The sequence below is a fragment of the Streptomyces katrae genome (assembly GCF_000717655.1).
Taxonomy (GTDB): Bacteria; Actinomycetota; Actinomycetes; order Streptomycetales; family Streptomycetaceae; genus Streptomyces; species Streptomyces katrae_B.
In genome coordinates this window covers 409,351-421,145 of sequence record NZ_JNZY01000010.1, presented here as the reverse complement: position 1 = coordinate 421,145, position 11,795 = coordinate 409,351, and the positions used below count along the sequence as shown (strand labels likewise).

Here is an 11,795-nt window from a genome sequence, read left to right as displayed (position 1 = left end):
CGCACGGCACCCGGTCTGCTCAGCCCTGGTCGTCCCCCGGCCGCTTGGGGAGCGGACTGCCCAGCCGCCCGGCCAGGAACGGCTCCTGCGCCAGGACGGCGCCCGCAGTGACACCGATGGCGATGGCCACGCACACCACGATCAGCCAGGACAGCAGGACGAAGACCGAACCGGCCGACCCGTAGTCGCTCAGCGCCCGATTGAGGGCGCGCGGCATGTAGAAGCGGGCGACGAGCGAGAGGGCGGTGGCGCCAAGGGCGGTGAGCACGGCTCCCGGCAGCAGGGGGAGCCAGCCCACCAGTCCGCCCAGCAGGAGGTGCTGCGACCACCACCACGTCAGCGCCAGGAAGACGAACGTGAGGGGGATGCCCAGCCACAGTCCGACGCCGAACCCGTCGCGGACCGGTCCCTGCACGACCAGCACGCAGAGCCAGACGCCGATCCAGGCGACCCAGCGCCAGATCGCGATGTGGACCCCCTTCCGCGGAATCTCCCACGCCCGCTTGCACAGGCGTTGCATGGCGCGGCTCACGGCGGTCGCGGACAGCAGCACCATCAGGGCGCCCACCACGCCCACCGCATTCTGGAATTCGCTGTCGGTGCCGCCGAAGATGGCGTTCAGCTGCTCGCTCGCCTCACCGGTGAGCCCGAAGACCGCGCGCATGGATTCGGCCATTTGCTGCTGCAGGCCTTCGGGCGCGAACGACGCCACGGCGAAGACCAGCGGGACGGCGGTGAGGAAACACTGCGCGGCGAGGCGCGTCGCGGAGTCGAAGATGTTCACCGCCACCATGCGCTCCGCCACATGGGTGATCACCGGGAAGCGGGTCTCCGCCTCGCGCTGGAGGCGTCGCGCCCTCACCGCTGCCGTGCGCGAACGGGTCCGCCACCACGAGGGGTGCACGGGATGGTGTGCCCGCTTGCCGGCGGCCATCAGTGCACCGGGGAGTGGGGCGGTGGGGAGGGAGGCGGACAACGGCCGGGCAGCCACGACAGCACCTGCGGAGCAGTCGTCGCCATGAGTCTCTCCTTCGTGTGCGTCCAGGTTGGAGGATGCCGCCCGGAGCGGCATCTCGAACCGGTGCCCGGTACCGCGCGCCCGCAAAAGGTGTCGAAGGCGGGTCCGCTGCGTAGGGTCGACGTGGTACGTCGTCACGCGCTGGGGGCGCCATGGTTCTCGACCTGATGCTGATCGCACTGGTCATCACGCTCTACCCGCTGCCCATGATGGCGTTCGCGCTCGTGGTGTCGTCCGCCAGGGGCGTCTGGAAGGGCCTCGCCTTCATTCTGGCCTGGCTCGCCTGCTTCGTCGCGGTGATCGCCGTCGTCCTCGCGCTGACCGACGGCCAGCCCCCGCCGCCGCGCTCCCCTCCCGGCGTGGCAGGACTTGCGGCCAAGTTGGCCATCGGGATCGGGCTGGTGTTCTACGGACTGCACCGCCGCCGCCTCATCCAGGCGAGCTCCGCGGCTCCGGCGGGTGCTGCGTCTGGTGCCCCGGGGAGTGCTGCGGCATCCCCCGGCGCGGAGGCTCGGGAAGAACGGGCCGACAAGGTGGCCGAAGGCCTTGACCACAGTTCGGTCTGGGCGGCGGCCGGCCTGGCCGTGCTCGTCCAGCCGTGGGGCATGGTGGCCGCGGGTGCGACGACGGTACTCGAGGCGAACACCTCGCACGCGGCCACCTATGCGGCCCTGTTCGGCTTCTGCCTGCTCGCGACCGCGAGCCTGCTGGCCGCCGAGCTGTACATCGTGTTCTCCCCCGAGGTGGCGCAGGCCCGGCTCCTGCGCATGCGCGGATGGCTGAAGGCCCACTCGGAGCAGGCGATCGTCATCCTGTGCCTGGCCCTCGGCCTGTGGCTGACCGCCAAGAGCATCTACCAGCTGACCAGCTGACCGGCCGGACCGCCGGCCGGTCGGCCCCTGCCACAGGTGACGCTTCCGAATGTGCGAAGGTCCGTGCGCGGTGCTGCAATGAACTCAGGGACATCCGCTTCGGTACCGCTCGTACCCGGCCACCCGCGGTCCGCACACCGGCGGCCGGCCCGGCGTCCCTCCCTCCCCCAGCCCGACAGGAGCAGCCATGAGCAGCGAGCCCGAGGAACCCCGCGGATTCGGTGACATCGAGGACATGGGCCCCGTGGACTACGCCGTGATCGAGTTCCCGGGCAATCGGATGACGGGCAACGGACTGCCCATGCTCGTGGATCTCGTCGATCGCGGCATCATCCGGATCTTCGACCTGGTCTTCGTCCGCAAGGACCTGGACGGCTCGGTGACCGCGGTGGAACTGACCGACTTCGGCGACGAGGTCGACCTGACGGTCTTCGAAGGAGCCGCGTCCGGCCTGCTGGACCAGAGCGACATCGACGATGCCGGCACCGCTCTGGAACCCGGGAACTCGGCGGGGATCATCGTCTACGAGAACAGGTGGGCGGCGCCGTTCGCCCGCGAACTGCGGCGCGGAGGCGCCCAGCTCGTGGCGGCCGGCCGGATTCCCGTCCAGGCTCTGCTCGCCTCGCTGGACGCCATGGACGTCCCGCCCGCCGACGGCTGAGACCGCCCGCAGACCTGCTTCACCGCACCCCTGGAGATGAGCATCATGCCCGGACTTCTTCGCGGAGTCGCCCGTACGGCCGTCGTCGCCGGCACCGCCACCGCCGTGTCCAACCGGGTGTCCCGGCGGCAGGCCGGCCGGTGGGCCCAGCAGGACGCCGTGCAAGAGCCGGTGGCCGCAGCGCCGCCCCCGGCTGCGGCCCCTGCCGCCGATGACATGACCACCAAGATCGACCAGCTCAAGCAGCTCAGTACCCTCAAGGAGCAGGGAGTGCTGACCGAGGAGGAATTCGCCGAGCAGAAGCGCCGGATCCTCGGCTGACAGAGCACCCTGCACCGGGCGCACCGGTGAGGGACGGGGGACGGGAAGGAACGGCCCCATGACGCAGCCGACGCAGCCGAGCCGGAGTCCGAGTCCACAGCCGCCATCACGGCCCGCGGAGCCCCACAAGCTCGGCGAGCTGCTCCGGACTCCCGGATACCTCAAGACGCTGGTGTTCTGCGGGCTCATCGGCATCCCGGTCTCGCTGGCCGCATTCTGGTTCCTCGCCGGGATCCAGAAACTGGAGAGCCTGGTGTGGACGGACCTCCCGCACGCCCTCGGCCACGACACTCCGCCGTGGTGGTGGCCCCTGCCGCTCCTGCTCATATCGGGTATCTGCGTCGGGCAGATCGTCACCCGTTTCCCCGGGGCGGGCGGGCACATCCCCGCGTCCGGACTGCACGCGGGCGGTCTCGGAGCCGCAGCCCTTCCCGGAGTGGTCCTCGCGGCCGCGTTCAGCCTGCCGCTCGGCGCCACGCTCGGCCCCGAGGCCCCGCTGATCGCGCTGGGCGGCGGACTCGCGATCGCGCTGCGGCACCTCACCGGAACGCCGGAGACACCGATGAGCACCGCGCTGCTGGGCGCCGCCGGCGCCGCTGCCGCGGTCGCCACCATCTTCGGCAATCCGCTGATCGGTGCGGTGCTGCTGATGGAGGTCGTCGGCGTGGGCGGACCCCAGCTGTTCGCCGTCATGCTGCCCGCGCTGCTCTCCAGCGGCATCGGCTCGCTCGTGTTCACCGGTTTCGGCCGCTGGACCGGTCTGGGGACCGGCGATCTGAAGCTGAAGGCAGGCCCGCAGTTCCCCCGTCTGGACGTCGGTGACGTGGGCTGGTCGATCCTCATCGCCGTGGCCCTCGCCGCCGGGGTGCACCTGATCCAGTACGGCGGCCGGCTGACCGCCGTCCACGTCGCCCGACGGCCCCTGACCCTCACGGTGCTCTGCGCGCTCGCCGCCGGCGTCTGCGCCGCCGCCTATGCCCTGGGTACCGGCCGCTCTCCCGCGGACGTGGCCTCCTCGGGCCAGGCCACGCTGGGCGAGCTGGCCGGAGATCCGCACGCCTGGGGCGTGGGCGCGCTGATCGCCGTCCTCCTGTGCAAGGGCGCCGCCTTCTCCCTGTGCCTGGGCAGCCTGCGCGGCGGCCCCATCTTCCCGTCCCTGTTCCTCGGCGCCGCGGCCGGCGTCCTCTGCTCGCCCCTGCCCGGCCTGGGCATCGGCGCGGGGCTGGCGGCTGGCATGGCTGCCGCCACCGTGAGCGCGCTGCGGCTGCCGGTCAGCAGTGTGGTACTCGTGGTCCTGGTCCTGGGCAGCACCGAGATGATCCCGGTGGCGATCCTCTCCGCCGTCGTGGCGTTCGTGACCGCCGAACTCCTGCCGCCGGGCCCGCCGGTCCCACCCGTAAGCCGCCCGGCCCAGCCCGCCGCGCCTGCGCCTGCGCCTGCGCCGTAGCGTCTGCTCCGCTCGAAGGGGCAGAGCCCGCCCGGGCCGCCGGGACGCAGGCGTCCCGGCAGACGTGCATGCGGAAGTCCGACCCCGTGAAGTGCCGGGCGGCGGCGACAGCCGTCCCTCCGACGGCCTCGCCCGGCTGGACCGCGTCCTCGCCGCCGAACCGGACCACCCCAGGGCCCTGCCGGCGTCGTTCGCCCTGCGCCACGCCGTCGAGGGAGGCACGCGGCGCACCTGCCGGCCCGCTCCGACCACGTGCGCGCGCACCCCGCACTCGGCTACGCCGCACGCCTGCTGGCCGGGCTGTGCCAGGACGAGCCGTGGCTCGGACACCCGGGTCGTGGTCCAGGGGGGCAACGGGGCGCCCGGCCGAGGTGCCGGTGCCGTCGCGGTGCCCACAGCCGGGTGGGCGCGTGCGGGGTGGACCCGGAGCCGTCCACGACGACGTCCTCGGTGGCGGCGGTGGAGTCCTGCCGCAGACCCCGGAGCGAACGGCACACTCGTACCCGTGCAGAACACCCCGCGCCTCGCCTCACACGATGAGATACGAGCCCACCTCATCGAACAGCGCGGCAGCGTCCTGCGCCGCCCGGTCGCGTACGGCGACTCGACACCGCCGTCTGGTTCCTGACGGGCCATCTCCTCATGGTCGAACGGGCCCTGCCCGCTGCCCGGGTCGGCGGCACGTTGCTTCCGGCGGCATTCCCGTTCAGCCCGCCGGGCCAGTCGCTTCGCGCATCACGGGACGGGAGGGGCGGTCCGGCTGTGAGTCGGTGAGGGCGGCGTTGACGAGTGCCTTGATGTGCGGGAGATCATCGTCGGCGCCCGTGGGGTTCAGGGAGTACACCACGCGCCGGGGGGCCGGGCGTGCTTGGGCAGGCCGCCCGTAGGGGCGAGGATCTGGCGCACGGTGACGGGGTCGTACGCCTCGGCCAGCGCCTCGGGGAGGTACCGCCGCGCCGGGGCGCGAGGGGGTGCCGGCCGGCGGGCGGTGGTGTGGTGCACCGCCGGGAACAACGCGCGACCGCGTGCGCGCCGTTGTGACGACATGGCCGACTCCCTAACGTGCTGCTGCACGCAGGTCTGGCGGGGGCCCAGGCGTCGTGAAGCCGCTACCGGACCCTCGTACTCACGGCGACTCAGGGGGGCACATGCCTGGACCGAACCCGACTCCGCGGAACACGCCGGGGCGGATCTTCCAGGCCTCGACCATGACGGCCATGCTGGAGGGCGTCTACGAAGGCACGACGACCATCGCCGAGCTCTGCCGCCACGGCGACTTCGGCATCGGCACCTTCGACCGGCTCGACGGCGAGATGATCGTCCTCGACGGGCGATGCTACCGATTACGCGCCGACGGCACCGCCGGTGAAGCCGACCTGGCCACGCGAACACCCCTCGCGGCAGTGACCTACTTCCACGGCGAGTACGACTGGCGGATGACCGAGCCCGTCTACGCCACAGAGCTGCGCGCGGTGATCGACAGGTGGTTGCCGAGCCCCAACATGTTCTACGCAGTCCGCGTCGACGGGCACTTCGACCACATGGTCACCCGCATGCTCCCGGAGCAGCACCGCCCCTACCCCCGGCTGATCGACGCGGTGGCCGGACAGATCATCTCCACCCACACCGACCTGGACGGAACCATCGTCGGTTTCCGCAGCCCCACCCACATGCTCGGGGTGGCCGCGGCCGGATACCACCTGCACTTCCTCTCCAGCTGCCGGACCCGTGGCGGCCACGCCTACGACTTCGTACTCCGCTCCGGGCAAGTGCGCGTGGACGTGGGCTACGAGCTGGTCCTCCGTATGCCGCGGACGGCGGACTTCCACACGGCGCAGCTCGGCCGTGGCGACATCGCGGCTGAGATCGAGGCGGTGCTGCAGGGCAGCCGCAGGCCCTGAGCGGTGAATACCGGTCGGCGCAGGAATCGACGGACCGCCCACACCCCCAAGGCAGCGTGCCACCGCGCATCGCGGACCCCCTGCGGGTTCCAGAACAACGCCACGGCCCCGCCCGGCGGCCAGGCCGCGTCTCCCGACCGGCTGCGCTGCTACAACTACCACCGGAGCCGGTGTACCGCAGGTGAGGAGAAGCAACGATGGCCGAGCGCGTGGTGGAGGCGGACGGCATCACGCTGTGCACCGAGTCCTTCGGCGAGCCGTCGGATCCTCCCGTCCTGCTCATCATGGGTCTTGGGGCCTCGATGCTCTGGTGGGAGTGGGGTTTTTGCCGGATGCTCGCCGACGGCGGGCGCTTCGTGATCCGCTACGACCACCGCGACACCGGCCGATCCGTCACCTACGAGCCGGGCCGTCCCGGATACACCGGCGCGGACCTGGTCGCCGACGCCGCCCGCGTGCTCGACGCCCATGGCGTCCCGGCCGCGCACGTCGTGGGTGTCTCGGCCGGAGGGGCACTCGCGCAGCTGCTCGCGCTCCATTTCGCCGATCGCGTCCTCTCGCTCGTACTGATCAGCACGTCCTGCGCCGTGCCCGGGGGCCGCGAGCTTCCCCCGCCCACCGAGGAGTTCGTGCAGTTCGTCTCCGACGCGCACGTCGACTGGTCGGATGGCCACTCGGTGATCGACTACCAGGTCGGCTACGCGCGCGTGCTCGCCGGCGGTCGGCGCCCGTTCGACGAGGCCGCCGCCCGCAGCCTCGTCCGTCGCGACGTCGAGCGTGCGCACGACTTCACCGCGGCCCGCAACCACGACTCGCTTCCGGACGGTGAGCTCCCACCAGCGCCCCTGTCCTCGATCGCCGTGCCCACGCTGGTGATCCACGGGACCGCCGATCCGATGTTCCCGCTCAGTCACGGTGAGGCACTCGCGGAACAGATCCCCGAGGGCTGGCTACTGGCGCTGGAGGACGCCGGCCACGGGGTCGAGCGGGCCGACTGGGCGACGATCGTCCCCGCAATCCTCGAACACACCGCCGCGGACCGTGCCCGGCTTCGTCAACGACGTGTCAACGCACGTCGTCGGTGACGTCACCGACGCGGAAACGCAGTCGGCGGATCACGGCGTCCTTGTCGCGGCGTACGGCGTGGGCCATGACCGAGCCCCGCTGGTTCTGCAGCCGTCGCTGCCACAGGTGCGCGCGCGTTCGGTCTCCGGGACCAGTACGGTGACCTGCGCGCCCGGGCGGGTCGCGGTCAGCTCGCTCGCACACGCAGCCGTTTCGCCGAGTCGACCACGCCCCGCAGGTTCACGGCCGTGACCAGCACCAGGATGCCGAGGCACGTCCACACCCGCTCGCCGTACAGCTCCGGGAACGCCGAGGTCAGCGCCGCCACGCCGACCGTCACCATCCAAAAAACGTCCGCCGCCCCACTCTTCACACGCCCCTGACGACCTGGCCTCAGCGTCAGGGTGGCGTCAAGAGTTCCGCTGCGCCCGTATGGAGCCCGTCAAGAGGTCTTAACGCCCGTCTGAGCTCGCGCTTTGCTCTTACTCGGCCGTCTGGCCGAAATCCATTTCATCACTTCATCCAGGAGCTCACGATGGCCGATCCGGCCTTCGTCGTCACCACGGTCGCGGTCTTCGCGCTGGTGGCTCTCATCGCCCGAGGGGTGGCCAAGCTGTGACCGCCGAGAACATCGTCGGCCTGCTCGTGGCCCTCTCCCTGCTGGGTTACCTCGTCCTCGCCCTTGTGTACCCGGAGAGGTTCTGAGCGCTGATATGAGCCCCGTAACCGCTGGTGTGCTGCAGCTGCTCGCGCTCGTCGCCGCGCTCGCCCTCGCCTACCGTCCGCTCGGCGACCACATGGCCCGCGTCTACTCCTCCGAGAAGCACTACCGCCCGGAGAAGTGGATCTACAAGGCCATCGGCGCCGACCCCTCGGCCGGGATGCGCTGGCCCGCGTACCTGCGCGGCGTCCTGGCCTTCTCCGCAGTGAGCGTCCTCTTCCTCTACCTGCTCCAGCGCGTGCAGGGCGTGCTGCCCGGTTCGCTCGGCTTCGCGTCGATCGACCCCGACCAGGCGTTCAACACCGCCGCGTCGTTCGTGGCGAACACCAACTGGCAGTCGTACTCCGGCGAGCAGGCCATGGGCCACGTCGTGCAGACCGGCGGCCTCGCGGTGCAGAACTTCGTCTCGGCCGCGGTCGGCATGGCCGTCGCCGTGGCCCTCGTACGGGGCTTCGCCCGCTCGCGTACCGGCGAACTCGGCAATTTCTGGTCCGACCTGGTGCGCGGCACCGTCCGGATCCTGCTGCCGATCTCGGTGATCGGCGCGCTGATCCTGGTCTCCTGCGGTGTCATCCAGAACTTCGCCGGCATCCACGAGGTCGGGCAGTTCGTCAACGGGCACAGCACGGGCGGCACGCAGCAGTGGAACGGCGGGGCGGTGGCCTCTCAGGAGGTCATCAAGGAGCTGGGCACGAACGGCGGCGGCTATTTCAACGCCAACTCGGCCCACCCCTTCGAGAACCCCACCCCGTTCTCGAACCTGTTCGAGATCTTCCTGATCCTGGTGATCCCGTTCGCCCTCACCCGTACGTTCGGCCGCATGGTCGGCAACCTGCGCCAGGGCTACGCGATCCTCGCCACGATGGCGACCATCTGGCTCGGGTTCACCGCGCTGATGATGTGGGCCGAGTTCGCCCACCACGGCCCGGCGTTCGACATCGCCGGCGGGGCCATGGAGGGCAAGGAGACCCGCTTCGGCATCGGCGGCTCGTCGATCTTCGCCGTCGCGACCACGCTGACCTCGACCGGCGCGGTCAACTCCTTCCACTCCTCCTACACCGGCTTCGGCGGCGGCATCGCGATGCTGGGCATGCAGCTCGGCGAGATCGCGCCCGGCGGCGTCGGCTCCGGCCTCTACGGCATGCTGATCATGGCGATCATCGCGGTGTTCATCGCGGGCCTGATGGTCGGCCGGACCCCCGAGTACCTGGGCAAGAAGATCGGCACCCGCCAGATCAAGCTGGCCGCGTGCTACATCCTGATCACCCCGGCGCTGGTGCTCTGCTTCACCGCCACCGCGATGGCGCTGCCGACGCCCGGCAACTCGATGGCCAACCCGGGCGCGCACGGCTTCTCCGAGATCCTGTACGCCTACACCTCCGGCGCCAACAACAACGGATCGGCCTTCGCCGGCCTGAACGCCGACACGCAGTGGTTCAACAGCACCATCGGCATCGCGATGCTGCTCGGCCGCTTCCTGCCGATCGTGTTCGTGCTCGCGCTGGCCGGATCGCTCGCGGAGCAGCAGCCCGTGCCGGAGACGGCAGGCACGCTCCGCACCGACAAGCCGCTCTACGCGGGCCTGCTCGTCGGGACGATCGTCATCATCACCGGTCTGACCTACTTCCCCGCCCTCGCGCTGGGTCCGCTCGCTGAAGGGCTCGCCTCATGAGCACCATCACCCCCACCCGTGCTCCGCACGAAGACCTGTCCACCGGACACAAGCCCCCGGCAGGGCGCGTCGGTGGCGGCCTGTTCGACCCGAAGGCCCTGCTCAAGTCCTTCCCTGACGCGGTGAAGAAGCTCGACCCGCGCGTCATGGTCAAATCGCCGGTCATGTTCGTGGTCCTCGTCGGGTCGGTGGTCACCACCGTCCTCGCGATCGAGGACCCGACCGACTGGTTCGGCTGGGCGATCACCGCCTGGCTGTGGCTGACCACGATCTTCGCCAACCTGGCGGAGGCGGTGGCCGAGGGCCGCGGCAAGGCCCAGGCCGACACCCTGCGCAAGGCGAAGACCGACACCGTCGCCCGTCGTCTGACGGACTCCGTTGAAGAGCAGGTCCCCGGTACCGACCTCAAGATCGGCGACCTGGTCGTCTGCGAAGCCGGCGACGTCATCCCGGGCGACGGTGACGTGGTCGAAGGCGTCGCCTCGGTCGACGAATCCGCCATCACCGGCGAGTCCGCACCCGTCATCCGGGAATCCGGCGGCGACCGCTCGGCCGTCACCGGCGGTACGAAGGTCCTCTCGGACCGGATCGTCGTCAAGATCACGACGAAGCCCGGCGAGACCTTCATCGACCGCATGATCGCCCTCGTCGAGGGCGCGGCCCGGCAGAAGACGCCCAACGAGATCGCCCTCAACATCCTGCTCGCCTCCCTCACCGTCGTCTTCCTGCTGGCCGTGGTCACGCTCCAGCCGTTCGCGATCTACGCGGACGCCGAGCAGTCGATGATCGTGCTCACGGCTCTGCTGGTCTGCCTGATCCCGACGACCATCGGTGCGCTTCTCTCCGCCATCGGCATCGCCGGCATGGACCGGCTCGTCCAGCGCAACGTCCTCGCGATGTCGGGGCGTGCGGTCGAGGCCGCCGGTGACGTTTCCACGCTGCTGCTCGACAAGACCGGAACCATCACGCTCGGCAACCGCCAGGCCGCCGAGTTCGTCCCGGTCAAGGGCACGACGGAGGCCGAACTGGCCGACGCCGCACAGTTGTCGTCGCTGGCCGACGAGACCCCCGAGGGCCGCTCGATCGTGGTCCTCGCGAAGGAGGAGTACGGGCTGCGCGAGCGCCACCAGGGCGAGCTCGCCCAGGCCGAGTGGATCGCGTTCACGGCCCAGACACGGATGTCGGGTGTGGACGTCGACGGCAGGAAGACCCGTAAGGGGGCCGCTGGTTCGGTCATCGCCTGGGTGACGGAGCAGGGCGGCCGGGTCGCCGAGGACGCCGACGTTCTGGCCAACCGGATCTCCGAGGCGGGTGGTACGCCGCTCCTCGTGGCCGTCGAGGACGAGAAGGGCTCCCGGATCCTCGGTGTCATCCACCTCAAGGACGTCGTCAAGGAGGGCATGCGCGAGCGGTTCGACGAACTGCGCCGCATGGGCATCAAGACGATCATGATCACGGGTGACAACCCGCTGACCGCGAAGGCCATCGCGGAAGAGGCCGGTGTCGACGACTTCCTCGCCGAGGCCACCCCCGAGGACAAGATGGCCCTCATCAAGCGGGAGCAGGCCGGCGGCAAGCTCGTCGCGATGACCGGCGACGGTACGAACGACGCGCCGGCCCTCGCCCAGGCGGACGTCGGCGTCGCGATGAACACGGGCACCTCGGCCGCCAAGGAGGCCGGGAACATGGTGGACCTGGACTCCAACCCCACCAAACTCATCGAGATCGTCGAGATCGGCAAGCAGCTCCTCATCACCCGAGGCGCGCTGACCACCTTCTCCATCGCCAACGACGTCGCGAAGTACTTCGCGATCATCCCGGCCATGTTCGCCGTGGTCTACCCGGGCCTCGACAAGATCAACATCATGGGCCTGCACTCGCCGGACTCGGCGATCCTCTCCGCGGTCATCTTCAACGCGCTGGTCATCATCGCGCTCGTGCCGCTCGCCCTGAAGGGCGTGCAGTACAAGCCGACCAGCGCCGACAGGATGCTCCGCCGCAACCTGGGGATCTACGGACTCGGCGGTCTCGTCGCCCCGTTCATCGGTATCAAGATCATCGATATGCTCATCGCCCTCGTCCCCGGCCTGCGCTGAATTAGGAGCGTGCTGACCAGC

Annotated in this window: 13 protein-coding genes and 1 pseudogene; 10 read left to right on the top strand and 4 right to left on the bottom strand. The window is 70.4% G+C overall.

The genetic code is table 11. From position 1 onward, the window contains the following. Positions 1-19: 19 nt before the first annotated feature. Entirely contained in the window at positions 20-991 is a 972-nt protein-coding gene (locus tag IF09_RS0115630; protein ID WP_234321003.1) for a YhjD/YihY/BrkB family envelope integrity protein, read from the bottom strand. Positions 992-1,170: 179 nt separating this feature from the next. Here IF09_RS0115630 and IF09_RS0115625 point away from each other — a divergent pair, with 179 nt between their 5' ends. The 5 genes from IF09_RS0115625 (at position 1,171) to IF09_RS47945 (ending at position 4,947) form a co-directional block, all read left to right on the top strand. Beyond that, the gene (locus IF09_RS0115625; RefSeq protein ID WP_030296026.1) at positions 1,171-1,890 is read left to right on the top strand and encodes a GAP family protein; all 720 of its coding nucleotides are present in this window, start codon (positions 1,171-1,173) and stop codon (positions 1,888-1,890) included. 187 nt (positions 1,891-2,077) lie between these two features. Further along, positions 2,078-2,551, top strand: coding sequence for a DUF6325 family protein (locus IF09_RS0115620; RefSeq protein ID WP_234321002.1), 474 nt, complete (start codon positions 2,078-2,080; stop codon positions 2,549-2,551). 45 nt (positions 2,552-2,596) lie between these two features. Further along, positions 2,597-2,872, top strand: a complete 276-nt coding sequence (locus IF09_RS0115615; RefSeq protein WP_030296022.1) for an SHOCT domain-containing protein — start codon at positions 2,597-2,599, stop codon at positions 2,870-2,872. A 58-nt stretch (positions 2,873-2,930) separates the two neighbouring features. Beyond that, positions 2,931-4,319 (top strand): chloride channel protein, encoded by a 1,389-nt coding sequence (locus tag IF09_RS0115610; RefSeq protein WP_030296020.1) that lies wholly within the window; start codon positions 2,931-2,933, stop codon positions 4,317-4,319. A 505-nt stretch (positions 4,320-4,824) separates the two neighbouring features. Beyond that, positions 4,825-4,947 (top strand): hypothetical protein, encoded by a 123-nt coding sequence (locus IF09_RS47945; protein ID WP_267882152.1) that lies wholly within the window; start codon positions 4,825-4,827, stop codon positions 4,945-4,947. Positions 4,948-5,150: 203 nt separating this feature from the next. Here IF09_RS47945 and IF09_RS45645 read toward each other — a convergent pair whose 3' ends face one another. Continuing rightward, entirely contained in the window at positions 5,151-5,366 is a 216-nt protein-coding gene (locus IF09_RS45645; protein ID WP_158709981.1) for a hypothetical protein, read from the bottom strand. Between the two features lie 101 nt (positions 5,367-5,467). Here IF09_RS45645 and budA point away from each other — a divergent pair, with 101 nt between their 5' ends. Both budA and IF09_RS0115595 read left to right on the top strand, forming a co-directional pair. After that, a complete protein-coding gene (gene budA, locus IF09_RS0115600; protein WP_078613269.1) occupies positions 5,468-6,220 on the top strand; it encodes an acetolactate decarboxylase in 753 nt (250 codons plus the stop codon). A 197-nt stretch (positions 6,221-6,417) separates the two neighbouring features. Beyond that, a complete protein-coding gene (locus IF09_RS0115595) occupies positions 6,418-7,305 on the top strand; it encodes an alpha/beta fold hydrolase (RefSeq protein ID WP_030296017.1) in 888 nt (295 codons plus the stop codon). Here the strand turns inward: IF09_RS0115595 and IF09_RS46990 are convergent. Together IF09_RS46990 and IF09_RS45640 are read right to left on the bottom strand one after the other, a co-directional pair. Continuing rightward, positions 7,286-7,470, bottom strand: a pseudogene (locus tag IF09_RS46990) (amino acid permease); the annotation flags it as partial. The gene IF09_RS0115595 and the pseudogene IF09_RS46990 sit on opposite strands and share 20 nt — an antisense overlap. 2 nt (positions 7,471-7,472) lie before the next feature. Continuing rightward, positions 7,473-7,628, bottom strand: coding sequence for a hypothetical protein (locus tag IF09_RS45640; protein ID WP_158709980.1), 156 nt, complete (start codon positions 7,626-7,628; stop codon positions 7,473-7,475). Between the two features lie 272 nt (positions 7,629-7,900). Between IF09_RS45640 and kdpF the strand changes: the two genes are divergently transcribed. Genes kdpF through kdpB form a run of 3 tightly spaced genes read left to right on the top strand, consistent with a single transcriptional unit; the run spans position 7,901 to position 11,774 of the window. After that, positions 7,901-7,990, top strand: a complete 90-nt coding sequence (gene kdpF, locus IF09_RS44700) for a K(+)-transporting ATPase subunit F (RefSeq protein ID WP_037634895.1) — start codon at positions 7,901-7,903, stop codon at positions 7,988-7,990. A gap of 8 nt (positions 7,991-7,998) precedes the next feature. After that, entirely contained in the window at positions 7,999-9,678 is a 1,680-nt protein-coding gene (gene kdpA, locus IF09_RS0115570) for a potassium-transporting ATPase subunit KdpA (protein ID WP_030296015.1), read from the top strand. Continuing rightward, on the top strand, positions 9,675-11,774 hold the full coding sequence (gene kdpB, locus IF09_RS0115565) for a potassium-transporting ATPase subunit KdpB (protein ID WP_030296013.1): 2,100 nt from the start codon (positions 9,675-9,677) through the stop codon (positions 11,772-11,774). The genes kdpA and kdpB overlap by 4 nt, the downstream gene beginning before the upstream one ends. Positions 11,775-11,795: the final 21 nt, after the last annotated feature.